The organism is Brucella sp. GW823-FHT04E01, assembly GCF_058796175.1.
Window position 1 is genome coordinate 409,857 of sequence record NZ_JBXAIK010000004.1, and the last position, 24,918, is coordinate 434,774.

A 24,918-nucleotide genomic window follows, 5' to 3' on the forward strand; every position below is an offset into this window, starting at 1 on the left:
CGGAAGTCGCTTAATGACATAAACATATCTTTATGTCAATTCGGGGCGACTAATTCCTACCCCAAAATCAGAGCATCACCCATCTGTTGCCGCAACGAAGAAATCGTGACTTCGCAGGGCCACTGCTCCGCCACAATGTCCGGCCTAAAATAACGGCAGGGACGATATGTGTTGTTTATTTTTACGCGCATCTTATCCGAAAACCGTTTCACATTTTTCGGTATGCGCTGTGAGGAGAGACCGATGAAAAGGTTTGCTTATTCTCTGTTTGCCGCATGTTTGTCACTCGGCATGGGACTATCCGCTGCTGCCGGAACTGCGAATGCGGCGCAGCCGTCTTTGATGGCGACACCGTCCGCCCAGGCTCCAGCACCGAATGTTCAGAACGTTCAGTATTACGATTATCGTGGTGACCGCCGCTATTGGCGGGAGCATCGTCGACACTGGCGGCATGATCGTCCGCGTTACCGCCCATACTATCGCTATGATCGCCGTTACTGGGGACCGCCGCCTGCTTATCGCTACCGTCCGGCACCGGTCTATCGCGGCGGCAACCCGCATGTGCGGTGGTGCTACAACCGTTATCGTTCCTACCGAGCCTACGATAATACGTTCCAGCCCAACTATGGGCCACGGCGCCAGTGCTATTCGCCATATCTCTAAAACGAAAAAGCCCCGGAAAACCGGGGCTTTTTTTCTTAATCATACGGTACAAAAATCAGGTGACATAAGCACCGATTGAAGCCGCAACCAGACCGATCGCAACCGCAATCATCACGCCATAAACGCGTGGCTTGTCAAACAGGACGGCGAAAGCCGCGAACCAGCTGACAACCGCAGCGCCCAGCGCGAATAAAAAGCCCGGCTTGTCGCCGTGGTACAGGTTGGCCGCCATGAGGCCGCCGATAATCAGCGCGCCAAAAACGATCATCAACCCTGTGGCATATCGCTCGTAATCGTCCATTTAAATTCCTTGGTTCCGCGCCCGCCGTGACAGGTGCCGGAAACTCTCGTCAATCCGTTTGGCCATTTAAGGGCATTGGCCGGTCGCCATCACACAATCATTATTTGTGTCGTTCTTCAACCATTTCGCTGCGCCATTTTTCGCAATTGTTACGACTTTTCACGTGAACGTTCCTATCGTTGCCCGATAACCGGCATTTGTCCCGTTCAAAACCATGTTAATATGACTTCCATGGAATCGTCAGGCGTCACCATTTTCGAAACAGAGATCGGACCGTGCGGCATTGCATGGCGCGGACAGAAGATTGTGGGCGTCGAGATCGGGGATGCTGACGAGAAGGAAACCCGCTATCGGCTCGGCGAGCGGTTCCCCGGTGCCGAAGATATCAACGAGCCCTCCTTCGTCAGCAATGCAATCCAAGGTGTGCGCGCGCTTCTGGCAGGCACCGATGTCGATTTTTCAGGTACACCGCTGGCGCTGGATGCCCAGCCCGATCTCAACCGGCAGGTCTATGAAATTATCCTTGAGCTGAAACCGGGCGAGACAACGACCTATGGTGCGATTGCCCGACGGATCGATGACGTAAGTCTCTCGCAGGCTGTCGGTTATGCACTGGGCAAAAACCCGTTTCCAATCATTGTGCCCTGTCACCGGGTGCTCGGTGCCAATGGCAAGGTCGGCGGCTTTTCCGCAGCAGGCGGAACGGCAACAAAACTCAAGCTCCTCAATATCGAACGAGCGAGAACGTCCAGCGAGCCTGATCTTTTCGGCGGCCTGCCGTTACAGGAAAGACCACAGGCCGACTGGTAGTTATTTTTACGCATTTCCGAACGCAAAACCGCTTCGCACTTTTGCTGGAAATGCTTTAACGCTTGTCTGTCAAAACATCGGCTGAAAAGCGCAATTCGCGCATCGGACGCACCAGTTGCGTCGTCGCGTCATAGGTCGGATGTTTCTTAAAAGCGAAAAGCGCTTCCTCATCTTTGAACTCGGCATAGACCACGAGATCAATGCGGTCACACATCGGATCGACCCTGGAATTCGGCAGAACTTCAAAAAGGTCAGCATGAGGAATGGTGCCGAGTTGCTCCAGCCCCTTTTTGACAGTCTCTATATCCTGACCTTCTTTGACACTGAAGAAAACAATATGCCGGATCACACCGCGACTCCCTGAAGTTGGTGAGGCGTGTCTAGCGCATCAAGGCCCGCAGAAAAATGGCAAATTTGAGTGATGTGCCTAACTTGCCTTGACGCGACGCCAGGCGAACCCAGCCTCTTCCGGCACAGAACCGCGTCCTGGCTGATAATAGCCGGGCGTATCGACCAGACGATTTTCGCCAAGACGGCCCTGCGCCACCTTGTTGGTCACCTGAAGGCTGTCGAAACCGGTCCGCAGCATCAGGGCGGCCTGATCGATCAGCACGTCGCCAACGGCGCGCAACTCACCCGCAAAGCCTTCGCGGCGCAAAATCTCCGCCTTGGAATAGGAACGCCCGTCATTAAAGGCCGGAAACTGCAAGGCGATCAGCGGCACACTGCCCAGATCATCCAGAAGCGGATCAATGGCTTCGCCCGGCGCCACCGAAACGCCGATCCGGCGATTGGAGGCGCGGCGGCGCTCCTCATCCAGTCCGAGCCAGACGGCCAGCGGAATGATGATTGCCGGGGCATCGCCCGCCATTTCAAGATCGTCGGCAAAGACATAGTCGTCCTCGCGAAAGCCCTCGGCAGACCAGAGTTTGGTTTCGTTGATATCGCTCATTTCCGGTCACCTGCTCCCAAATTCTTCAAACTATCGGACAGACCCGACAGATGGATGCCGCATTCTGTCTTTTCCGATCCGGCCCAGCGTCCGGCTCGCTGATCCTCGCCCTCGCTCACGGGCCGTGTGCAGGGCATGCAGCCGATGGAACGATAGCCCTGCGCGATCAGCGGATGCGGCGGCAGGTCGTGTTTTTCGGCATAGGCCTTGAGATCGGCTGCCTGCAAACGCGCCAGCGGATTGATACGAATGCGCGAACCGACCGATTCAAACACCGGCAGGCTTTCGCGCGTCGATGCCTGAAACTGCTTGCGGCCCGTCATCCAGGCCCGATAAGGGGCCACGGCGCGCGCCATCGGCTCGACCTTGCGGATGAAGCAGCAGCGATCCTTGTCGGTCATCGACAAAGCGCCAAACGGGTCTTCCGTCCTGACACTGTCTTCCAGCGGCAGAATATCCTGCACATCGGTCAATCCCAGCCGGTCCACCAGATCATGACGATAATCAAGTGTCGCCCGAAAATGCTTGCCCGTATCGAGAAACAGAACCGGCGTCGCCGGATCGATTTGCGAGATCATATGCAAAAGCACAGCCGATTCCGCGCCGAAGGAAGACACGACCGCGATCTGCCCCTCATAGAGTTCACGCGTGACGAGCGCGATCACATCCTGCGGGGAAGACGCACCGTGGCTTGCCTCCAAAAGGCGGGCTTCGGCGGCAGCACTTTCTTCAGCATCAAGCTGCACGGCTTATTTCTCCATAAAGCGCTTGTTTGAACGGCTCCATGCCGACGCGGCGATAGGCGGTAAGGAAGGTTTCTTCCGGGCTTTCCCGCAAGGACAGATAGGTGTCCACAACTGTTTCGATGGCATCAACCACCTCTTCCGACGAGAAGCCGCGACCGGTGATGTCACCGATAGTCGAATACTCGTCCGCCGAACCGCCAAGCGTGATCTGATAAAGCTCTTCGCCCTTCTTCTCGACGCCCAGAATGCCGATATGGCCGACATGGTGATGACCGCAGGCATTGATGCAGCCGGAAATCTTGATCTTGAGATCGCCGATCTCAAGCTGGCGCTGCTGGTCGCCGAAGCGCTCCGAAATGCGCTGCGCCACCGGAATGGAGCGTGCATTGGCAAGGGCGCAATAATCGAGACCGGGGCAGGCGATGATATCGGTGATGAGACCGGCATTCGGCGTCACCAGACCGTCCGATTGCAGCAGATCGTAGACGGCTGCGAGATCGGCCTTGGCCACATGCGGCAGAACCAGATTCTGCTCGTGGCTGACGCGGATTTCATCAAAGGAATAGGTCTCGGCAATATCCGCCACCAGCTCCATCTGTTCAGCGCTTGCGTCACCCGGAATACCGCCAATGGGCTTGAGCGAAATGGTGACGACCGCATAATCCGGGTTCTTGTGCGGCGTGACATTGCGCGCCACCCAACTTGCAAATTCCGCATCGGCCTTCTGGGTGACAGCCAGAATTTCCCAACCTTCCGGCCGTTGCGGCAAGTTCGGCATGCGGAAATAGCTTTCGATGGCGTCGATATCGCGCTGCGGCAGCTTCAATTCGCCATTGCGGATTTCGTCCCACTCGGCATCGATCTCACGGGTCAGCTCTTCAACGCCCGTTTCATGGACGAGAATCTTGATGCGCGCCTTGTATTTGTTGTCGCGACGGCCATGCAGATTGTAAACGCGCACGATGGCCGTCACATAGGTCAGCATGTCCTCGATGGGCAGGAAGTCGCGGATTTTCTTCGCCACCATCGGCGTGCGGCCCTGACCGCCGCCAATATAGACAGCCAGCCCCAGATCGCCCGCCTCGTTCTTCTTCAGCTGCAAGCCGATGTCATGCACCTGAATGGCGGCGCGGTCGTGGTCCGAGCCGACGATGGCAATCTTGAACTTGCGCGGCAGATAGGAAAACTCCGGATGCAGCGACGACCACTGGCGCAAAATTTCGGCGAATGGGCGCGGATCGGCCACTTCGTCGGCGGCAGCGCCCGCGAAATGATCAGCCGTCACGTTGCGAATGCAATTGCCGGAGGTCTGGATGGCGTGCATTTCGACTTCCGCCAGCTCTTCCAGAATACGCGGCACATCCTTCAGCGCAGGCCAGTTATACTGGATATTCTGGCGCGTGGTGAAATGGCCGAAGCCGCGGTCATAGACGCGGGCAATGTGACCGAGCTTGCGTAGCTGGCGGCTCGACAGCGTGCCATAGGGAATTGCCACACGCAGCATATAGGCGTGCAGTTGCAGATAGAGACCGTTCATCAGACGCAGCGGTTTGAACTGGTCTTCCGTCAGTTCTCCGGCCAGACGGCGCTCGACCTGATCCTTGAACTGGGCAACGCGGGCCGCAACAAAATCGCGGTCGAATTCATCGTAACGATACATAGGCTAGGTCCAAATCCACAATCAGGAGGCGCGCTTCAATTCAGGCTTTTCGAGGGGCAAATCGCCAAAGGTCACGATGGTCGGGCCGGAAAGGCGGATGCGTTCGCGTAGGCGGATCGGGTAAAGCCCCTCCTCGCGCTCCTCGACATCGATCACATTCACATCGACAACCAGATTGGCCTTCGCTGCAAGCTTGCCCGCATCTTCAAGCGCCGTGACAGCTTCGGCATGGCGGGCGATCAGCGCGCCGTCGATGGTCTCCTGCCACGACCCGTCAGCACCGAGCCAAACAGCCTGTCCGTCGATCAGCCGGTTTGCAGTGAGAACTTTTACAACCATTTCCAAACTCCAAACTTTTGTTAACCGCGCATCCCGCAGGTTTAGGCTGCGACGGATACCGGCTTGAGGGCCAGCGCTTCGGCTTTGTCGATTGCGGCACCGGCGACCGCATCGCCAATGATCACCATGACCGGACCGGAAAGCTCCTTGCGGCTTTCCAGATCCGGCAAATCCTTCAGCGTACCGTGGAACAGGCGCTTGTCCTGCCGGCTCGCATTTTCCACCACCGCCACGGCGGTATCTTCGTGCAGGCCCGCACCCATCAGCCGCGCGGCAACCGATGCCGCGACGGTCGAGCCCATATAGACGGCAATGGTTGCGCCGGAGACGGCGAGCTTCGCCCAGCCCGGCAGCACGTCGCCGGTCATGTCATGACCGGTAGTGAACACCAGCGACGAGGCGACACCGCGCAGCGTCAGCGGCAGTTCCATGTCGGCTGCGGCGGCAAAGGCAGAAGTGATGCCGGGAACGATTTCGAATCCGATACCGGCGGCACGCAGTGCGGCCATTTCTTCACCTGCACGTCCGAACACCAGCGGATCGCCCGATTTCAGCCGCACAACGCGCTTGCCTTCGCGGCCCAGCGCAACCAGCAGGCGGTTGATCTCTTCCTGACTTTTGGAATGGCAGCCTTTGCGCTTGCCGACGGCAAGACGCTCCGCATCGCGGCGACCCATGGCGATGACACCTTCCGGCACCAGCGCATCATGCACAATCACATCGGCTTCCATCAAGGCGCGATGGGCGCGCAGGGTCAGCAGGTCTTCGGCACCCGGACCGGCACCGACCAGCCAGACATAACCGGCGACATTGTCGCGCTGCTTGATCAGGTCGTTCGCGGCTTTCTGCGCTTCCTCCCGGTCGCCATTCTCGATGGCATGGGCGACACGGCCCGAAAAGAACCCGCGCCAGAAGCTGCGGCGTGCCAGCCCCTTGGGCAAGGCGCGCTCGACCAGCGGACGCCAGCTTTCGGCAAAATGCGCAAGCTCGCCCAGACGCGGCGAGAACGCGGCATCAATCCGCGCGCGCACCATCTGCGCCAGAACCGGGGCTGTCCCTTCCGAACCGATAGCAATGGTGACCGGCGCACGGTTGACGATGGCGGGCGTCAGAAAATCGCAAAGTGCGGGACGGTCAACCACATTGACCGGAATTTTTTGCGCCTTCGCGGCAGCAGCAATGGCGCGATCCTGCGCTTCATCGCCGGTTGCGACAAAAACCAGCTTTGCGCCATCGAGATGCTCAGGCGCGAAAGGTGCAGCCACATGCTCCGCGCCGTGGCCTGCGATGAACTCGGCCAGATGATGTTCTGTTTCTTCGGCAACGATGCGAAGTCGCGCCGAAGTCTGCGCCACAAGGCGCGCCTTGTTCAAAGCTTCCTCGCCGCCGCCAACGACGACAACCACCTCTTCCGATACCCGGAAGAAGGCAGGAAAATCAGCCAGTAAACGCTTTTGCGATAGAGACACGGCGCCATCCTTGGGAGCATTTCCAGCGAAAGTGGATACTGGTTTCGCGTGCGGAAATGCGTCTTGTAAAAGTTGGCGCCATTATCCGTTGAGCGACGTGATTTTATAAGAAATGGGCTTGCGCGTGAAAATGACGGCGAGCATCACTTTTCCTCAAAACAGAGGAATACGGGATTTTAATTTCCCGTAATGCCGGAAATATACCCCACAATTTTTATAGGATTTACATAGACTTATCAGTAGTTGCCGCTCGTGAAGAATGCCGGAATATGTTTGGGCCACCGTCGCGGCAGCACGGCAATCAGATCGAAACGCAGCGACAGGCGGGCATGGTCGGGCTGGCGTTGCAGCCAGAGATCGGCTGCGGCTTCGATGCGGCGCATGGCCTGCGGCGTGACAGCGAGGTGTGCTGCTTCCAGACTGCTCCGCGCCTTGACCTCAACGATCAAAATCAGATTGCCACGCCGGGCGATCAGATCGATTTCGCCGAGCCTTGTCCGATAGCGCCGGGCGACGATCCGAAAACCTTTCAGAAGAAGAAGCACTGAAGCAAAACGTTCGGTGCTGTGTCCGCGAAAGAAAGCAGTTCGCTTTTTCTCGCGGAGGTCTGTCATCGCTGATCCGATTTCAATTGCATGAGACGCTGATAGAGAACCGATTTCTGTCCGCCGGTCATGCGGGCTGCCTCGCCTGCGGCCTTGGATGGCGGCAGTTCGGCGGCAAGCGACAGCAGCAGCTTGTCGATGTCTTCCTCGCTTTGCGGAACGGCGTTGCCCGTTGGCGGCCCCACTAGCAGAACGACTTCACCGCGAATGCGATCTTCGCCGTCAAACTCGGCTGCAAGCTCGCCCAGCGGCGCAGTGCGAATGGTCTCGTAGGCCTTGGTCAGTTCACGGCAGAGCGCGCCCATACGATCCGGCCCGAACACTTCGGCCATTTCCGCCAGCGTTGCCGCTGTCCGGTTTGGCGATTCATAAAAAACCAGCGTCGCATCGATGCCCTTGAGGCTTTCGAGCTTCGACTGTTTTTGTCCATGCTTGGACGGCAGAAAGCCGCAGAACATGAAGGCGTCGGTCGGCAGGCCCGAAGCGGCAAGTGCGGCCAGAACGGCGGAAGCACCCGGAATAGGCACGACACGAATGCCCGCCTCGCGCGCTTCGCCCACCAGACGGAAACCGGGATCGGAGACGAGCGGCGTTCCGGCATCGGACACCAGCGCAACGCTTTTGCCCGCTGAGAGCGCCGCTATCAGCTTTTCACCGGCTTCGGCGGCATTGTGCTCATGATAGCTGATGGGGCGGCGCGCTATACCATAGCGGTCGAGCAGAACGCGGGTTACACGCGTATCTTCGCAAGCCAGAATATCGACGGACGCCAGCGTTTCGATACCGCGCAGCGTCATATCGCCGAGATTTCCGATGGGGGTCGAGACGATATAAAGAGCAGGCTCCAGTGGCCGGGCGCGCATTGTCGTGCCGCCAACCACATATTCCCGTCGCCCCTCGCCTGCTTCGTCCGTCATTATAAGTTCCTTATGCCGCCAAGTCGGCAACCAGCGCGTCGAGCACCAGCGCACCATCTGGCGTTGCGCGAATGATGCTGCCGCTCATCGGCTCGATCATGCCTTCCGCGATCAGTTTCGCAAGTCGCTTTTCATCAACTGCATGGCCAGAAAGTCGCTCATAACGGGCAAGATCGATGCCTTCGCGTAAACGCAAGCCCATCATCAGGAACTCGTCGCCTTCCTGTCCGCCATCGAGATATTCTTCTTCGATAATGCCGTGGCCATTGCGTTCGACCTTATCCAGCCAGGTTTCCGGATGTTTTTCGGTCATGGTGACGGTACGAATATCATTCTCTACGAAACGCCCATGCGCGCCGGGACCGATGCCGACATATTGCCCGTAACGCCAATAGACGAGATTGTGCTGTGACTCGCGCCCCGGCACCGCATGGTTGGAGATTTCATAGGCAGGAAGGCCGTGCTCTGCCGTGACCCTTTGCGTTTCCTCATAAAGCGCTGCGGCGTGATCCGGCTCGGGCGTCGTCAGCTTGCCAGCCTTCCAGAGATTATAGAACTGTGTGCCTTCCTCGATCGTCAGCTGATAGAGCGAAAGATGATCGGCAGCAAGCCCGATGGCCTCTTTCAGTTCCTCCCGCCAGTCCTCGATTGTCTGGTTCGGGCGTGCATAGATCAGATCGAAGGACAGGCGCGGGAAAATCTCACGTGCCAACCGAATGGCCGCCTTGGCTTCCTCGACCGAATGCATGCGTCCGAGACGGCGCAAATCGGGATCGTTGAGTGCCTGAATGCCAAGCGACACGCGATTAACGCCTGCCGCGCGATAGCCGCGAAAACGGTCTGCCTCCACGCTGGTCGGATTGGCCTCCAGCGTCACCTCAATATCGGGCGCTACCGACCAATGGGACGCGATCCCATCGAGAAGTGCACCCACGGTTTCCGGCTGCATCAGCGACGGTGTGCCGCCACCCAGGAATATGCTGGTGATCGTGCGTGGGCCGGTGCGCTCACGCAAGATTTCCATCTCGCGAAGAAATGCTTCCGAAAAACGCGCCTGATCGACCGGCTTGTGACGAACATGGCTGTTGAAGTCACAGTAAGGGCATTTGGCCAGACAGAATGGCCAATGCAGGTAAACGCCAAACGCATTTTCCCCATTTGCACGCGCGATTGGGATCGACCCGGCGGCATTTGCGCGAGCAGCATCTATTGCCTGCAAAGGGGGAAACAGCTTGTTCATTTTGCGGATGCCGGCTCCACATTAAGCACTTTTTCGGCGAAAAGCTTGAAAGCACGGGCACGGTGCGACAGGGCCGAAGCATCACCTGGCTTCCAGCCGTGCTTCTCATCGGCAGTCATTTCGCCGAAAGTCTTTTCATAGCCATCGGGCAGGAAAATCGGGTCGAAACCGAAACCCGTAGTGCCACGTGGCGGCCAGACAATCGCGCCCTCGACTTCGCCACGGAAATATTCAGCCTCCCCATCGGGCCAGGCAAGGCAGATGACCGATACGAAACGCGCCTTGCGCTGCTGTGGCGCAACGGCAGCCTTTTCTTGCAGCAGGTTCTCGACCTTTTGCATCGCCATGTCGAAATCGCGTGTGCCGTCTTCAGTCTCGGCCCAGTTTGCCGTGTAGACTCCCGGATCGCCATCGAGCGCATCGACCATCATGCCGGAATCGTCGGACAATGCAGGCAATCCGGTGGCCTCAGCCGCAGCAAGAGCCTTGATATAGGCGTTTTCCTCAAACGTGGTGCCGGTCTCGTCCGGCTCAGGCAGGCCAAGAGCGGCAACCGAACTGACTTCGAAGCCGAACGGACCGATCAGACCGTCGAACTCCTTCAGCTTGCCCGCATTGTGCGAAGCGACGATCAGCTTGCCCTGTTCCAGTTTTCTCATTTTCAGTTCCACAGTTTGGGTTCGGCAATCTCCAATGAATTGCCGGACGGATCACGGAAGTAGATCGAATGCGCACCATTCGGCCAGTCGAACTCGGCCTCGATTGCTATGCCATGTTTTGCCAGATGGTTGCGCCAGCGTTCCATCTCCTCGCGGCTTGCAGCAAAACATACATGGCCGGGACCGCTTGTGCCATGGGACGGCACGGGCAAGTGCTCTGGCAATGGCGGCTTCAATGTCTCTTCGGCCTTGAAGAGAAGCAATATGCCGTCGCCGCACCGGAAAAATGCGTTGCGCTCGCTGACTTTCCCAACCGGCTCCAGACCCATAATGCCGTGATAGAACTCTATAGCCTCCGCGACATCGCGGACATAGAGCGCGGTTTCAAGGATGCGTGCTGCGCGCATGGAAGAGGTCTCCTCGATATATGGAGCAGACCTCGTTCCTATCAGGCGACAGCCATCTTCTGCAAGGACACAAGGCGATCAATGCCGCCGCGAGCGAGCTTCATCAGATTGGCAAACTCTTCTTCCGAGAAAGGTGCACCTTCCGCCGTTCCCTGAATTTCAACAATTCCGCCCTTGCCGGTCATAACGAAATTGCTGTCGGTCTCGGCGACAGAGTCTTCGGCATAGTCGAGATCAAGCACCGGCTCGCCCTCATAGATGCCGCAAGAAATCGCCGCGATATGATCTTTCAGAACCTTCTCGACGCGCACCATCTGGCGTGCTTCCATCCAGCGCAGGCATTCATGAAGCGCTACCCAGCCGCCGGTGATGGCTGCCGTCCGCGTGCCGCCATCGGCCTGAATGACATCGCAATCTACCGTGATCTGTACTTCGCCAAGCGCCTGCATGTCCACGACGGCGCGCAAGGAGCGTCCGATCAGACGCTGGATTTCCTGCGTGCGTCCGCCCTGCTTACCGGCAGCGGCTTCGCGGCGCATGCGGTCGCCGGTCGAACGCGGCAGCATGCCGTATTCCGCCGTGACCCAGCCCTTGCCCGTATTGCGCATCCAGCCCGGCACCTTTTCCTCAAGGCTTGCGGTGCACAACACATGCGTATCGCCAAACTTGACGAGGCAGGAACCTTCGGCATGTTTGGAGATGCCGCGTTCGAAAGAAACGGCACGCATTTCGTCAGCCGCACGCTTGGATGGACGCATAGAAAATTCCTCGATTCATTTTTCCGGTGCGGCTTTTTAGGCTTCCCGGTCGCAAATAGAAAGCCATTCTGCCCGAAAAACCGTCAGAGATGTTGAGAGGCCTGTCACTATAGCCTAAAGGCTTTGACGCTTTGACTTGCGACCTTATATTTGGCGTATGCTATTTCCAGTGTGGCGAATCCGAAATTCGCATCACCTGGGAACAGCGCTGTGAACGAATTTCGGATTCAAAGCCACACTAGGGTTCGCGACCATATTATGATGAAAACGCCGGAACACCAGCTTTTGAGTTCGCTCGACCAGCGTTCGCGCGATATTTTCCGGCTGATTGTGGAAACCTATCTGAACGATGGCGATCCGCTTGGCTCGCGCAATCTCTCACGACTGCTGCCACACACGCTTTCACCTGCCACGATCCGCAATGTGATGAGCGATCTCGAGCATCTGGGTCTCATCTACGCACCGCATGTCTCAGCCGGGCGCCTGCCGACCCAGATCGGGCTACGCTTCTTTGTCGACGCGTTTCTCGAAGTGGGCGATCTGCCGCCGGAGGAACGCTCCTCCATTGAGGCGCAGGTTCGTTCCGCCGGTATGAACAATTCTGTCGAAAGCGTTCTGACCGAAGCAAGTCAGGTTCTTTCAGGTCTGTCGCGCGGCGCGGGCCTCGTGCTTGCCACCAAGGCGGAAGGTGCGCTGAAACACATCGAATTCGTTCGCCTCGAACCGACACGGGCACTGGCTGTTCTTGTCATGCAGAACGGCGATGTCGAAAACCGCGTCGTCAATCTGCCCGTCGGCATCAGCAATTCGCAGCTGGTCGAGGCATCGAACTTTCTCAACGCACACATCCATGGCCACACGCTTTCCGAAGCCAAAGCCGAATTGAAAAAGCTGACGGAAGAAACACGGCAGGAACTCGATCAGCTATCGCAGGAACTTGTTGCCCAAGGGCTGGCGGTCTGGAGCGGTGCCGGAACGGATCAACCGGCACGGCTGATTGTTCGCGGACGCGCTAATCTTCTGGAAAATATCCATGCGCAGGAAGACATCGAGCGCCTGCGCCATCTGTTCGATGATCTCGAAACCAAGGACGGCATGGTCCAGCTTCTCGATCTCGCGGAAGCCGGTTCGGGTGTCCGCATCTTCATTGGTTCGGAGAACAAGCTTTTCTCCCTTTCCGGCTCATCGCTGGTGGTCGCCCCCTATCGCGACAGCGAGCAAAGGGTTATTGGTGCTCTGGGAGTCATTGGGCCCACACGGCTCAACTATGCGCGGATCGTTCCCATGGTGGACTACACCGCTCAGATCGTTTCCCGGCTCCTGCGGTAACTGTGAGATTTGCCGGGACAAACCAAGTCCCTGAAAATAGACCTTGATTTTACTGGCATGAAACTCGATATCCGCCCCAGAAGATATTCAAGACGGAAGTAGCATTATGGCTGACGAAAAAAACAAATCCCAGAACCCCGATCTTGAGCAGCGCGACATCAACAATCCCCGGGATCGTGAGGCGCTGAACCGAGCTGCCGACGATTTTCTGAAAGCGCGCAAGGCTGAAGCTCGTGCGGAAGTTGCCGAGGATGAAGCTGAGGCGGCGGTAGATGAAACCGCAAACCGGATCGCGATGCTCGAAGCTGACAATGGCGAGCTGAAGGATCAGCTCCTGCGTGCTGCAGCCGAGATGGAAAACCTTCGCAAGCGCACCCAGCGCGATGTGCAAGATGCGCGCACCTATGCCGTGACCAACTTCGCTCGCGACATGCTGTCGGTCTCTGACAATCTCCGCCGCGCGCTCGACGCTATTCCTGCTGATGCTCTGGCGACCGATGCCAGCCTGAAGTCGCTCGCAGACGGCGTCGAAATGACCGAACGCGCCATGCTGCAGGCTCTGGAGCGTCACGGCGTCAAGAAACTTGAACCGGAAGGCGAGAAGTTCGATCCGAACTTCCATCAGGCCATGTTCGAAGTGCCTAATCCGGATTTGCCGAACAACACCGTCGTGCAGGTCGTGCAAGATGGTTACGCCATCGGCGACCGTGTTCTGCGCCCGGCCATGGTCGGTGTCTCCAAAGGCGGCCCGAAGGCGACTGCCGACAATGGCGCTTCCGAAGGCAATGGCTGATTATTTCAGCAATAACGGATGAGTATTGGAGCGGCGGCTTTGTCTGCCGCTCTTTTCATATCTGCAGTCCAGTTTGCGATAAAGCGCATTTCGATCTGACTGGATCGGATCAGCGGTCTAACCTATTCTATTTTAATCATAATCTTATCGATCCTCGTTTCACTCCGGTCGGATTATGCTCTAATGTGCATATTGCTATTGGCGCGAACCGGTGAAAAATTGTCACTGGAAGTGTGGAGGAGACCTGCAGCGTGACGATTCCTGAGTTTTTGAACTTCGCAGGCGTTTTCGTTTTCGCTGCGACCGGCGCTCTTGCAGCATCGCGACGCCAGCTCGACATCATCGGTTTTCTGTTCCTTGCCAATATCACCGGTATTGGCGGCGGAACGTTCCGCGATCTCGTCCTCGGTGCACCGGTTTTCTGGGTTGTCGAGCCGACTTATCTGCTGGCGGGTACGCTGGCGGCCATCTTTGTCTATTTCACCGCACACATGGTCGAATCGCGCTATCGCGTCCTGCTCTGGCTCGATGCCATTGGTATGGCCGCCTATACCGTAATAGGTGCAGCCAAGGGACTGGCGCTCGGTTTCGGACCATCCGTCGCCATTGTGACCGGCATTTCAACAGCCACTCTGGGCGGCATATTGCGCGATATGGTGGCGGGCGAGCCTTCCGTGCTAATGCGTCGCGAAATCTATGTCACGGCTTCGCTTGCCGGTGCGTGTCTCTATGTCCTGCTTGCCTGGTTGCAGGTCGAGCCAGCTATATGTGCGATTGCAGCGGCTCTGACCGCGTTTCTCATTCGCGGCGGCGCACTTTATTTCGGCTGGACATTGCCCGTCTATAAAAGCCGCCCCGGACGCACTGAAGAAGAGCTTCAGCGCGACCGGATCATCAGGCCGGAATAAATCTTAAACAAGGCCAGCCTGACCTGCAGCAGCCTGCAGGCTGAGCTGCGGACGCGGCCCCATCTGCTGGATAATAAGCCCCGCCGCCAATGAACCAAGACGGGCGCAATCTTCCAGTGAACGCTCGTTCGTATAACCGTAAAGGAAACCAGCTGCGTAGAGATCGCCTGCGCCGGTCGTATCGACCAGCGCGTCGATTTCAATGGCTGGGACGGTCAAGGTCTGGTCAGGTGTGACGACGACCGCACCTTTTTCCGAACGGGTGATGATCGAAAGCGCGCAGTCCATGCGCATGGAGGCAATCGCCGTTTCAAGCGACTTCGTCTTATAGAGCGACTTGGCCTCATCCTCATTGGCGAAAACGATATCGACAGTGCGCGAGCGCATGAGTTCCAGAAACTCTTCGCGATACCGGTCGACACAGAACGGATCGGAAAGCGTCATCGCCATCTGGCGCTTCTTTTCGTGCGCGATCTTCGATGCCATGACGATGGCTTCCTTCGCGCGCGGCGGGTCCCACAGATAGCCTTCGAAATAGGTCACCTTCGCATCGGACACCTTGGAGGTTTCGACATCTTCCGGTCCGAGTTCCACGCAGGCACCGAGATAGGTGTTCATCGAGCGTTCGCCATCCGGCGTCACGAAAATCATGGAGCGAGCAGTCGGCGATCCCTTTTCCAGCGGACGGGTGTCGAATGCAACGCCTTGCGCGCGGATATCATGCGCGAAAACACGGCCCAGGTGATCGGTCGCAACCTTGCCGAAATAGGCCGAGCGTCCGCCAAGGCTCGCGACGCCGGCTGCCGTATTTCCGGCACTGCCACCCGACATTTCTGTTGCCGGACCTGCAATCCGGCCATAGAGCAATTCAGCACGCTCTGCATCGATCAGGTTCATCGCGCCTTTGACGATTCCATTCGTTTCCAGAAAAGAGTCATCAGTGCGCGAAAGAATATCGACAATGGCATTGCCGATGCAAAGAACGTCGAATGTGGCCATGAGCGCGAGAAGCTCCCCTTTTAATTAGTCTCCTATCCGGCAAAACAGATCGTCATCGGAAAAGTCGCTATGCATTTTTCCGCGACATGCGTTGGGCCGGATATGCGGCAGTCATGTGGGTGCCGGTTTAGCGGTTTGAAACCCCTTTGGCTACCCTGCAAGCCTCCCGCATTGTGGGTAGTGCAGCTTGCGCCAAGATGAAGGCATACCTATTTCCATCTTCGTCCACAGTCGGAATTGGGTCGAAAATGATCTTAGATGCTGCATTGAAAGCTCTGAAACGCCTGACCACGCCAGAATTGCGTGCAGTTTTCTGGAAGACCCTCGGTTTGACGCTGTTGCTGCTGATCGGTCTTTGGGCGGCAGTTCGTCAAATCTTTTTTACTTTTGCCTGGCCGTGGATGGAGCAGATACTGCCCGGCATGCCGGAATGGGCAGGCTGGCTCGGCATTGTTGCAGCCATTGTCGCAGGCCTCGGTCTGGCGCTTGTTCTCGCATTGATGATCGCACCTGTCACTGCACTTGTGGCAGGTCTCTTTCTCGATGACGTCGCCGAAGTGGTCGAACGCGAAGACTATCCGAACGATCCACCCGGTACGCCTTTGCCGACCGGCCGCTCTATCGTTGTTTCGCTGAAATTCCTCGGTATCGTCATCCTCGGCAACATCGTCGCCCTGTTCATGCTGTTCATACCCGGCGTCAATCTGATCGCCTTCTTCGTCATCAATGCCTATCTGCTCGGGCGGGAATTCTTCGAGTTTGCCGCTATGCGTTATCATTCCGAAGCCGAGGCCAAGGCGCTACGGTCGCATTATAGCGTAACCGTCTTTCTGGCCGGGCTGCTGATTGCAGGCTTCATGGCTATCCCCATCGTCAATCTGCTGACACCGCTTTTCGCGGCAACGATGATGGTCCATCTGCACAAGGCTGTCTCGCAACGCGAAGCCCGGCTCACGCCTGCGGTGGCAAGGGGATAAGCGGCGCAGGAATGTCGCAGGTTTTCGCCGGATATTTGCAGATATCGGCAATCACACATTTCTCGCATTCCGGCTTGCGCGCCTTGCACACGTAACGCCCATGCAAGATCAGCCAGTGATGCGCATGAAGCATATATTCTGCGGGGATGACCCGAACGAGGATGGCTTCCACGGCCTCTGGCGTTTTTCCCGGCGCAAGACCAATCCGATTGCCGATACGCAGGATATGCGTGTCCACCGCCATTGTCGGCTGGCCGAAAGCCATATTCAGCACCACATTGGCAGTCTTGCGGCCAACACCCGGCAGCTTTACCAGTTCGTCCCGGTCCCCCGGCACTTCTCCGCCATGATCGCGGATTAAGGCTTCGGACAGGAGAATGACGTTCTTTGCCTTGTTCCGCCAAAGACCAATGGTGCGAATGTGGTCGCCGACTTTCTCTTCGCCCAGCGCCAGCATTTTCTGCGGCGTATCGGCAATTGCGAAGAGCCCGCGCGTCGCCTTGTTGACCCCGGCATCGGTGGCCTGTGCCGACAAGACCACGGCGACAAGAAGCGTAAAAGCATTCACATGCTCAAGCTCGCCCTTCGGCTCCGGTCTCTGAATGGAGAAACGGCGAAATATCTCATGAATTTCGTCTGCTGTATAAAGCGTACCACGCACCCGACGTTGAGGGCGGGTGGCGGCAGAGACGTTCACAGGCGATTTGATTTTGGCCTTTTCCATTCCGTCTCTATAATAGTTTCTTGATCGACAAAACAATCAGCAGCTTGCCGCAGGCCAGTATAGGCCGGGACAATCTGCCAGACGACCTGAATGCTATGCATCACCCAGACGGCGCAGAACCTGACCGGTTCGACAAACCCATTTTCGAAGCTCTCCTCACCCCCTATCGTTCGCTGGGACGTACGGGCTTCACCATATTGATGAGCGCTCTGATCGGCTGCTGGATGTTCGTCGGTATTCTTTTCTGGTCCATCGGCGCATGGCCGATCTTCGGATTTTTCGGTCTCGATGTACTGCTGATCTATCTGGCTTTTCGCTGGAATTACCGCGCAGCCCGTGCCCGCGAGGAAATTTCCATGTCGCGTTCCACCCTGTATATTCGCAAATATGCAGCGTCCGGTAAGCTGACTGCGCATCGTTTCAATCCATTCTGGACGCGATTCAAGGTTGCGCGAAAGCCGGATATCGGAATTACCGGTATGAGCGTCGAAAGCCGTGAAGCGAGTGTAGTGATCGGAAACTTCCTCTCCCCGGATGATCGCGAAAGCTTTGCGACAGCTTTCGGCGCAGCGCTTTCAGAAGCACGACGATAGCAACACCCTAGGGTCAGGACCTATTAATTTGATGGAAATGGCACCTGAAATGACAAGGGCTGCTAGGAGAGACGCGAAGAACGGGGTGGTTTCCCCGGTCAAGCGGTTCGACGCAGCAGATCGCCAGTCATTTCGGTGTCCAGAGGATGTGGTCCATCCACCCGGCTACTTTGTCGAAAAAGCTCGAAAATGAACCACATTTCCTTCGCCTTTTCTCCTCGTATCCGAATGGATGGCCTCACACCATTTTCACCAGATTAATAGGTCCTGACCCTAATATTGCCGGGTATCCTGAACCTCTCCTTCGTTTTAAGTTGAAACGAAGGAATCCGGATTGGCCCTTGAAGTCAGGCTTTTCACAAGCCATATCAGTTAGCGAGGAGATACGCCGTAAGGGTTCTCTTCATAACGGTCGCTTCTCATCAAGGACTGATGCAATGACAAGAATGACACCGTTTTCGAGCCCTTTGCTGCTCGGATTCGACACGATGGAAAAAACGCTGGAACGGATCGCAAAATCCGGCGACGGTTATCCGCCCTACAATATTGAACGCCTGCGCGGCGAGACGGGTTCCGAACGTCTGCGCATCACTTTGGCGGTGGCCGGTTTTGCCAGCGAAGACCTCGAAGTCATGACGGAAGACAATCAGCTCGTCATCCGCGGACGCCAGACCGACGATACCGAACGGGAATTTCTGCATCGTGGCATCGCTGCCCGACAGTTTCAGCGCGTTTTCGTCCTGGCAGACGGTATGCGGGTTCTCGGTTGCGACCTGAAAAACGGCCTTTTGGCCATCGATCTCGACCGCCCCGAACCCGAACGGCTGGTTAAACGAATCAGCATAGCGGTGAAAGACTGAGCTTGTTCAGTTTTTGTTCAGCACAATACCGCTATATTGAGAATGTGAAGCTCTGATGCGGCATGGTCGCAAATGACATGCCGACGAAATGGAGGCTAAGACCATGAACAGACATATATTCACCGAAAATGAATTCGCCCATCTCGGCGAAGGTGAAGTTGCCTATGTGCGCAAGATCCGTTCAGATGACCTTGCCCGCAGCTTCCCTGCCCTCCCACCGATAGAGCCGGGCCTTGAACTCTGGGCGCTTTTTGGCGCCAGCGGCGAGCCAATCGTGCTCTCCGATGTCCGCGCCACCGCGCTACAAGGCGCGCAAGACCATGAACTGCGCACGGTAATGCTGCACTAAGGATAGACGCGATACCGGCCATCGCCGGTATCGCGCTTCCGTATGAAATCAGTACGGAAGATCGTGGCGTATACAAATGCCGCAAGTCGTCTTGAGGCAGAAGAAATATGCTTCTGCTCGGACTGTTTTTTCCTTCCCTGCCAATTCGTTTCTGCGAGCAAACAAACAAAACCGCCGTTCAAGCCGAACGGCGGTTTTGTCTACGAGAAACTATTTGAACTCAGGCGGCGTTGGAAGCAGGCTGAGCTGTCAGGAATGAATAGAGCGCCTGCGCGTCATGTGTGCCGCGCAATTTGGCAACCGTATCGGCATCGCGCAGCATACGGGCGATGCGCGAGAGTGCCTTCAGGTGATCCGCGCCGGCATTCTCCGGCGCGAGAAGCAGAAAAACAAGATCGACGGGTTGATCGTCCAGCGCCTCGAAATCGACCGGGGTTTCCAGACGAGCGAAAATTCCGGCTATTTTGTTGATGTTCGCCAGCTTGCCGTGCGGAATGGCAACGCCATTGCCCACCCCGGTAGAACCGAGGCGCTCACGCTGGAGAATTGTTTCGAAAACTTCACGCTCAGGGAGACCGGTCAGTTCCGCAGCCTTTTCAGACAGAATCTGCAAAAGCTGTTTTTTGGAGCTGGCTTTCAGCGCCGGGATAATCGCCCCAGGCTGAATCAGATCACTAAGATCCATTCTCTCCGTTCCTTCTTCAATCAGGCCTTTGCGGCCCGGTTTTGGGAAGCGCACGCGGCCGCCTAATCGCGATCTGCTGCGTGCGCTTCAGGTTTGCCGTCAGGCGCGTGGCGCGGCCTGGCGGGTGACCATCGATGGATCGACCCAGCCGATATTGCCGTCCGCGCGACGGTAGACGATGTTAACTTCATCATTGCCGGCATTGCGGAATACCAGAACCGGGTTCTCGATCAGATCCAGTTCCACAACCGCCGACGCCACCGACATGGTGCGCAGGGCGACGGACGATTCCGCAACAATTGTCGGCGCATAATCCGCCGGAAGATCCTCCTCTTCCTCCGACAGCGGTGCCATAACACGATATGCAACGTCATCATAGATCGCATCTGGCTGCGTAGCCGGGCGCGATTTCAGACGACGCTTATAGCGGCGAAGGCGGGTTTCGATCTTGTCCGCGGCCGCTTCAAAAGCCAGCTGCGGATCCTGCGCGTCGCCAGTGCTTTGCAGAGTTGCACCACTATCGAGGTGCAAGGTGCAATCCGCACTGTAACGCGAACCGGACTTGGTGACCGTAACCTGTCCGGAAAAGCCATGATCGAAATATTTGCCGACTGCTTCATTCACCCGATCAATGATCCGGGTTGTGAAAGCTTCACCGACGTCCATATGCTTTCCAGATACACGCAGAGTCATTTGGCACACCTCATTTGCGTTACACCACAGGACTCAGTCTAATCACAAGGCGAGCGAAGCGCAAAGCGAACCAGCATCAAAGATGCTTTTCGTCCTGTGCGTTTTCCAACTAAATTCATGGTGCATGCACGCTTGCCAGGCGCACTTTCCGATGAGGCGTTGAAACACCTTCCGAAAAGCCGTCGAAGTCGTGACTGCTCCAATCAATAGCCCCTTTACGGGATGGTTGCCGCACATTGCTCTTTTAAGTAACGCCCCAGTAGCTGGTCCGTTGCCCGGATTTTTCCGGCCCGATTTTCCCGGAACGCCACATTGCCCTTCCTTCAAACATATGGACAACCGCAATTTCTTCCAGAAATTACAGCGATATTATCGGACGTTGTCTGCAAAACGCATTCGGCGGAAACGTCCAACCCATGTCTTCATCCCCAAACCGGTTCTACTTTGAGGAGACATGCTTCAATTCTGCTTTGGCGTATTTTCGATCGTAGAAACACAAGTGCTTCTGCTGACATCTCGCCAACTCACGCTGACGACTTATCAGGAAGCCCTGGAAATGAGGGCGTCCAGACACGTGCCGCAACGCGAGCCGGGCTTCTATTGGGTGAAATGGCGCTTGTCAATTGGTCCTCCTGCCAGTTGGTCCTCTTGCAATGCTGATCTTTCCACAAATCGAGATCGAATTTTTCTGAAAGAGCAGCGCTACAGATCCAAAATTTTAGAGCATTCCCCCCTATTCGAATACGGGAATAAGGCCCTAGAGGTACAATCGGTAATTTAAAACGGTCCCTTCTCAGCGCAATCTGTGGAACCATTTTGGCTAGAGCGAAATGCGCTCACATTCGTTCGCGCTTCCGCTCTATCTGTTTGTATTACCGCATTTATGCAACGTCAGGTGATACCACCTGAATGCAAAATGCTCTACGCAGTCAGGAAGCTGACAATCTTGCCTTCTTTTCACGCCTGCGCTGAACCGATGAAGCAATATTCATCGATTCCCGATATTTTGCGACCGTTCTTCGCGCGATATCCACACCGTCCTTCTTCAGAGCATCCACGATGGCATCATCGGACAGCACGTCATCGGGCTTTTCGGCGTCGATCATCTGCCGAATACGATGGCGCACGCTCTCCGACGAATGAGCGTCGCCGCCCTCGGATGAGGCAATGGAGGCCGTAAAGAAATAGCGCAGTTCAAACACGCCACGCGGCGTGGCCATGAATTTGTTCGCCGTCACGCGGCTGATGGTCGATTCATGCATACCGACCGCGTCGGCAACCGTGCGCAGGTTGAGCGGCTTCAAGTGGGTCACGCCGTGACGCAGAAAGCCGTCCTGCTGCCGGACGATCTCCTGTGTTACCTTGAGAATGGTGCGCGCGCGCTGGTCGAGACTGCGTACGAGCCAGTTCGCGGTCTGCATGCAATCCGAGAGAAATGCTTTTTCTTCGGCTTTGACCGAGGTGCTCACCTCTGCATAATATTCATTGTTGACGATAAGACGTGGCATTGCGGCTGCGTTGAGTTCAATAGTCCAGCCACCGTCACGCGACGGTGTAACCAGTGCGTCCGGCACGATGGCATCGGCCACGGAGATTTCGAACAAAGCACCCGGCTTCGGATCGAGCATGCGGATTTCGGTCAGCATATCGAGGATATCGGCCTGATCGACACCGCACAGCTTCTTGAGCGTCGCGAAATCCCGCCGTGCAAGAAGATCGAGATTGTCGATCAACGCCTCCATAGCTGGATCGAACCGATCCTTTAGACGCAGCTGTATCGCCAGACACTCCCGCAGATCACGGGCAAAAAGTCCTGCCGGATCAAAGCCTTGCATCATTCCAAGAACGCGCTCGATCTCGACGGTTTCCACGCCAAGATTCTGGGCCAGACCGACAATATCGACACGCAGATAGCCGCTCTCGTCCAGTGCATCGGCGAGCGCCGTCGCAATGAACCGGTCTGCCGCTTTGGAAAAAGTCAGCGTGATCTGTTCCGCTACGTGCTCGCTCAATGAAATCCGGCTGGCCGTAACCTGATCGATGTCGTAACTGCCACCTGAAACATATCCGTCACCGACGGACGATTTCCATTGCGCGGCAAGATCGGGACCGATCTCGTCGAAGCGACCCGGATCATCCGGAAAGATATTTTCAAGCGAGCTGTCGAAGGTGGATGAGAGATTTTCGGCATTATCCGAAGCGCCTGTTTTGAACCAGTCGCCATCCGGCGAGTCGTCCGACGCCGCATCCTCTCCGCCGGTTTCAGCACCGTCTCGTGCTGATTCAGCGCCTGAAAAATCATCATTCGCTGCCTCAATTCGATCCAGCAGCGGATTTTTTTCAATTTCAATGTCGAGAAATTGCTCCAGCTCCATATGCGTCATCTGCAGCAGCTTGATCGACTGCATCAGCTGGGGGGTCATCACCAGCGATTGCGATTGACGGAAATCGAGCTTGGGCGACAGAGCCATGCGACGCGTTATTCTCCCCCGTTAAACCCTGTCAATAACCGCGGAACACATGGTCAACGCGCGAGATATCCTTGACAGCAATCTGGCCTTCAGACGGCACTCATCGACATGGGACCTGAGTCCATACAGAGGAATAAGCCGTGCGCTCGCAGCCGTTTCAAGCTGAAAGCGTATTTGAATGAAAACTGGTATGAACCTTGCTTGTCAATTCAGAATGTGCGGTTTGGGGACAAAAGGGGAAATAGTCGCGGTTCAGCGGCACTTTCTGTAACTTTGTACAGAACATAACAGGCTCAAACCGATGGCTGATCAGAATGAAGGCATTTCCATAGGAGCCTGAGACGATATGAAAATGCCGAATATTAAAGTGTGAATTGGTCGCCGAGATAAAGCCGGCGCACGTCGGGATTGGCGACGATTTCGGCAGGACGACCATGTGTCAGCACCTGACCGGCGTGAATGATGTAGGCGCGGTCGATAAGGCCGAGCGTTTCACGCACATTATGGTCGGTAATCAGAACGCCGATGCCGCGGCTTGTCAGATGGCGAACGAGTTGCTGGATATCCGAAACGGCAATCGGATCGACACCAGCAAAAGGTTCATCGAGCAGCATGAAGTTTGGGCGCGATGCCAGCGCACGCGCAATTTCGAGACGACGGCGCTCGCCGCCGGACAGCGAAATGGCAGGCGCCTTGCGCAGATGAGCGATGTGAAATTCTTCCAACAACGCATCCAGCTCGGAAGCGCGTTTGGAGCGATCTTTCTCCACAACTTCCAGCACAGCCTTGATGTTGTTTTCCACCGAAAGGCCACGGAAAATGGATGCTTCCTGCGGCAGATAGCCGATGCCAAGACGGGAACGGCGATACATCGGCATAGACGTGACGTCGAAACCGTCGATCTCGATGGAACCGGCATCAGCCGGAACGAGGCCTGTCACCATATAGAAGCAAGTGGTCTTGCCTGCGCCGTTCGGCCCCAGAATACCGACAGCTTCGCCAGCACGCACACCGAACGATACGCCATTGACGACCTGCCGGCCGCGATAGCTCTTGCAGAGACCGCGTGCCACCAGCGTCCCTTTGAGACGCGTCGACTTACCCGGCTGGCCGGGCATAGCGCCCGCGACATCGGATGGTGCGTTCACATTTTGCGATGCGTCTTGCGGCCCGTCGGCCTTCTTGTTCCAGAACAATCCCACGCCTGCTCCGGTCAGTTCTGCTTGGGCGCAGCACCGCCCTGCTGTTGATCTTTCGGGGCCATGATAATCGATACGCGACCCTTGGTCTGGCCCTTGCAGCTTTCGACATTGGCGCGGCCCGTATCGAGATGCGCCGTCAGCTTGCAACCGGTCACGACATTGTCGCCATCGGTCAGAACCACTTTCTGCCCCTGAAGAACCATAACCTGGTTTTTCGCATCATAACGCCCGGTATCACCAGTTGCGACCTGCGTCCCGGACTTGAGATAGACTTTCCCCGAAATGTCGATGTGATCGATGCTCGATGAATCGAGGCCGCCCACGCCAGCACTTGTCGGTTCCGGGGCCGGTGCTTCGCCGTCTTTCTTGGCCTTGTTGTAATAGACTGTCATCTGGCCTGCCTTCAACAGGGCGTCGCCCTGCGAAACGGCAACATTACCGGTGAATATGGCAATGCCTTCCTTGTCGCGCATTTCCAGCTTGTCAGCGTCGATCTTGACGGGCGCCTTGCTGTTGGAAAGCTTCAGGCCGTTCACGGCTGCGCCTTCCTGCGCCAGTGAAACTGTCGGAGCCGCGACAATGCCGAGCGCCAGAACTGCAAATCCCATCCGCAAAGTGCGGGCCATCGTACCCTTGTTCATCTTGCCCGTCTCGCGTTCCATATAATTTCAGCTCCCCGAAGCATTCGACCATCTCTGGGTCGACATGCGGTCAGACGCAACATTAAGCACTTTGCGGCCAAATGGGAACATTCAGCATCGCAAAATGCGATCAAAAAAGCGGCTTAGAGCCTGTACCATTCCGATTGC

The 24,918-nt window shown here is 56.5% G+C and carries 29 protein-coding genes; 9 read left to right on the plus strand and 20 right to left on the minus strand.

The window, feature by feature from the left end:
- Positions 1–243 precede the first annotated feature (243 nt).
- A complete protein-coding gene (locus AC1RHM_RS17085) occupies positions 244–663 on the plus strand; it encodes a BA14K family protein (protein WP_010658029.1) in 420 nt (139 codons plus the stop codon).
- 55 nt (positions 664–718) lie between these two features.
- Here AC1RHM_RS17085 and AC1RHM_RS17090 read toward each other — a convergent pair whose 3' ends face one another.
- Positions 719–964: a hypothetical protein gene (locus AC1RHM_RS17090; protein ID WP_010658028.1), complete on the minus strand. Its 246-nt coding sequence runs from the start codon at positions 962–964 to the stop codon at positions 719–721.
- Between the two features lie 231 nt (positions 965–1,195).
- On the opposite strand from AC1RHM_RS17090, the gene AC1RHM_RS17095 reads away from it, so the two are divergent.
- Positions 1,196–1,774, plus strand: coding sequence for a methylated-DNA--[protein]-cysteine S-methyltransferase (locus AC1RHM_RS17095; protein ID WP_010658027.1), 579 nt, complete (start codon positions 1,196–1,198; stop codon positions 1,772–1,774).
- 55 nt (positions 1,775–1,829) lie between these two features.
- On the opposite strand, the gene AC1RHM_RS17100 is transcribed toward AC1RHM_RS17095, so the two are convergent.
- The 12 genes from AC1RHM_RS17100 to rph form a co-directional block, all read right to left on the minus strand.
- Positions 1,830–2,123: a Dabb family protein gene (locus AC1RHM_RS17100; protein WP_010658026.1), complete on the minus strand. Its 294-nt coding sequence runs from the start codon at positions 2,121–2,123 to the stop codon at positions 1,830–1,832.
- Positions 2,124–2,201: 78 nt separating this feature from the next.
- Positions 2,202–2,726: a DUF934 domain-containing protein gene (locus AC1RHM_RS17105; protein WP_010658025.1), complete on the minus strand. Its 525-nt coding sequence runs from the start codon at positions 2,724–2,726 to the stop codon at positions 2,202–2,204.
- Positions 2,723–3,472, minus strand: coding sequence for a phosphoadenylyl-sulfate reductase (locus tag AC1RHM_RS17110; protein ID WP_010658024.1), 750 nt, complete (start codon positions 3,470–3,472; stop codon positions 2,723–2,725). Before AC1RHM_RS17110 ends, AC1RHM_RS17105 begins: the two co-directional genes overlap by 4 nt.
- Complete coding sequence (locus tag AC1RHM_RS17115; protein ID WP_010658023.1) at positions 3,462–5,132, minus strand: nitrite/sulfite reductase; 1,671 nt, start codon at positions 5,130–5,132, stop codon at positions 3,462–3,464. The genes AC1RHM_RS17110 and AC1RHM_RS17115 overlap by 11 nt, the downstream gene beginning before the upstream one ends.
- A gap of 21 nt (positions 5,133–5,153) precedes the next feature.
- Complete coding sequence (locus AC1RHM_RS17120) at positions 5,154–5,471, minus strand: DUF2849 domain-containing protein (RefSeq protein WP_010658022.1); 318 nt, start codon at positions 5,469–5,471, stop codon at positions 5,154–5,156.
- A gap of 41 nt (positions 5,472–5,512) precedes the next feature.
- Entirely contained in the window at positions 5,513–6,940 is a 1,428-nt protein-coding gene (cysG, locus tag AC1RHM_RS17125; RefSeq protein WP_029375857.1) for a siroheme synthase CysG, read from the minus strand.
- Between the two features lie 236 nt (positions 6,941–7,176).
- A complete protein-coding gene (locus tag AC1RHM_RS17130; RefSeq protein WP_492332604.1) occupies positions 7,177–7,554 on the minus strand; it encodes a YraN family protein in 378 nt (125 codons plus the stop codon).
- Positions 7,551–8,462, minus strand: coding sequence for a 16S rRNA (cytidine(1402)-2'-O)-methyltransferase (rsmI, locus tag AC1RHM_RS17135; protein ID WP_010658019.1), 912 nt, complete (start codon positions 8,460–8,462; stop codon positions 7,551–7,553). The genes AC1RHM_RS17130 and rsmI overlap by 4 nt, the downstream gene beginning before the upstream one ends.
- 10 nt (positions 8,463–8,472) lie before the next feature.
- Positions 8,473–9,702 (minus strand): radical SAM family heme chaperone HemW, encoded by a 1,230-nt coding sequence (gene hemW, locus AC1RHM_RS17140; protein WP_010658018.1) that lies wholly within the window; start codon positions 9,700–9,702, stop codon positions 8,473–8,475.
- Complete coding sequence (gene rdgB, locus AC1RHM_RS17145; RefSeq protein WP_010658017.1) at positions 9,699–10,361, minus strand: RdgB/HAM1 family non-canonical purine NTP pyrophosphatase; 663 nt, start codon at positions 10,359–10,361, stop codon at positions 9,699–9,701. The genes hemW and rdgB overlap by 4 nt, the downstream gene beginning before the upstream one ends.
- A gap of 2 nt (positions 10,362–10,363) precedes the next feature.
- Complete coding sequence (locus AC1RHM_RS17150) at positions 10,364–10,768, minus strand: VOC family protein (protein WP_010658016.1); 405 nt, start codon at positions 10,766–10,768, stop codon at positions 10,364–10,366.
- A gap of 41 nt (positions 10,769–10,809) precedes the next feature.
- The gene (rph, locus tag AC1RHM_RS17155) at positions 10,810–11,526 is read right to left on the minus strand and encodes a ribonuclease PH (protein WP_010658015.1); all 717 of its coding nucleotides are present in this window, start codon (positions 11,524–11,526) and stop codon (positions 10,810–10,812) included.
- 258 nt (positions 11,527–11,784) lie between these two features.
- Between rph and hrcA the strand changes: the two genes are divergently transcribed.
- From hrcA to AC1RHM_RS17170, 3 genes are all read left to right on the plus strand, one after another.
- The gene (gene hrcA / locus AC1RHM_RS17160) at positions 11,785–12,855 is read left to right on the plus strand and encodes a heat-inducible transcriptional repressor HrcA (RefSeq protein WP_010658014.1); all 1,071 of its coding nucleotides are present in this window, start codon (positions 11,785–11,787) and stop codon (positions 12,853–12,855) included.
- Positions 12,856–12,961: 106 nt separating this feature from the next.
- A complete protein-coding gene (gene grpE / locus AC1RHM_RS17165; RefSeq protein ID WP_010658013.1) occupies positions 12,962–13,648 on the plus strand; it encodes a nucleotide exchange factor GrpE in 687 nt (228 codons plus the stop codon).
- Positions 13,649–13,899: 251 nt separating this feature from the next.
- Positions 13,900–14,556: a trimeric intracellular cation channel family protein gene (locus AC1RHM_RS17170; protein WP_010658012.1), complete on the plus strand. Its 657-nt coding sequence runs from the start codon at positions 13,900–13,902 to the stop codon at positions 14,554–14,556.
- Between the two features lie 3 nt (positions 14,557–14,559).
- Here AC1RHM_RS17170 and AC1RHM_RS17175 read toward each other — a convergent pair whose 3' ends face one another.
- On the minus strand, positions 14,560–15,555 hold the full coding sequence (locus AC1RHM_RS17175; protein WP_010658011.1) for an adenosine kinase: 996 nt from the start codon (positions 15,553–15,555) through the stop codon (positions 14,560–14,562).
- A gap of 248 nt (positions 15,556–15,803) precedes the next feature.
- Between AC1RHM_RS17175 and AC1RHM_RS17180 the strand changes: the two genes are divergently transcribed.
- A complete protein-coding gene (locus AC1RHM_RS17180) occupies positions 15,804–16,532 on the plus strand; it encodes a sulfate transporter family protein (protein ID WP_010658010.1) in 729 nt (242 codons plus the stop codon).
- Here the strand turns inward: AC1RHM_RS17180 and nth are convergent.
- A complete protein-coding gene (gene nth, locus AC1RHM_RS17185; protein WP_010658009.1) occupies positions 16,507–17,256 on the minus strand; it encodes an endonuclease III in 750 nt (249 codons plus the stop codon). The two genes, AC1RHM_RS17180 and nth, sit on opposite strands and share 26 nt — an antisense overlap.
- Positions 17,257–17,351: 95 nt before the next feature.
- Between nth and AC1RHM_RS17190 the strand changes: the two genes are divergently transcribed.
- The 3 genes from AC1RHM_RS17190 to AC1RHM_RS17200 all read left to right on the plus strand — a co-directional run bounded on the left by AC1RHM_RS17190 (position 17,352) and on the right by AC1RHM_RS17200 (position 19,058).
- Positions 17,352–17,849: a DUF2244 domain-containing protein gene (locus tag AC1RHM_RS17190; protein ID WP_010658008.1), complete on the plus strand. Its 498-nt coding sequence runs from the start codon at positions 17,352–17,354 to the stop codon at positions 17,847–17,849.
- 437 nt (positions 17,850–18,286) lie between these two features.
- The gene (locus tag AC1RHM_RS17195) at positions 18,287–18,709 is read left to right on the plus strand and encodes an Hsp20 family protein (protein WP_010658007.1); all 423 of its coding nucleotides are present in this window, start codon (positions 18,287–18,289) and stop codon (positions 18,707–18,709) included.
- Positions 18,710–18,812: 103 nt separating this feature from the next.
- The gene (locus AC1RHM_RS17200) at positions 18,813–19,058 is read left to right on the plus strand and encodes a BQ00720 family protein (protein WP_010658006.1); all 246 of its coding nucleotides are present in this window, start codon (positions 18,813–18,815) and stop codon (positions 19,056–19,058) included.
- Positions 19,059–19,278: 220 nt separating this feature from the next.
- Here the strand turns inward: AC1RHM_RS17200 and ptsN are convergent, their stop codons facing one another.
- The 5 genes from ptsN to AC1RHM_RS17225 form a co-directional block, all read right to left on the minus strand.
- Complete coding sequence (gene ptsN / locus AC1RHM_RS17205; protein WP_006465889.1) at positions 19,279–19,743, minus strand: PTS IIA-like nitrogen regulatory protein PtsN; 465 nt, start codon at positions 19,741–19,743, stop codon at positions 19,279–19,281.
- A gap of 99 nt (positions 19,744–19,842) precedes the next feature.
- A complete protein-coding gene (gene hpf / locus AC1RHM_RS17210; protein WP_010658005.1) occupies positions 19,843–20,436 on the minus strand; it encodes a ribosome hibernation-promoting factor, HPF/YfiA family in 594 nt (197 codons plus the stop codon).
- A gap of 929 nt (positions 20,437–21,365) precedes the next feature.
- Entirely contained in the window at positions 21,366–22,907 is a 1,542-nt protein-coding gene (gene rpoN, locus AC1RHM_RS17215) for an RNA polymerase factor sigma-54 (RefSeq protein WP_010658004.1), read from the minus strand.
- Positions 22,908–23,269: 362 nt separating this feature from the next.
- Positions 23,270–24,109: an LPS export ABC transporter ATP-binding protein gene (gene lptB / locus AC1RHM_RS17220; RefSeq protein WP_010658003.1), complete on the minus strand. Its 840-nt coding sequence runs from the start codon at positions 24,107–24,109 to the stop codon at positions 23,270–23,272.
- Between the two features lie 11 nt (positions 24,110–24,120).
- Positions 24,121–24,771: an LptA/OstA family protein gene (locus AC1RHM_RS17225; protein ID WP_011982370.1), complete on the minus strand. Its 651-nt coding sequence runs from the start codon at positions 24,769–24,771 to the stop codon at positions 24,121–24,123.
- Positions 24,772–24,918 lie beyond the last annotated feature (147 nt).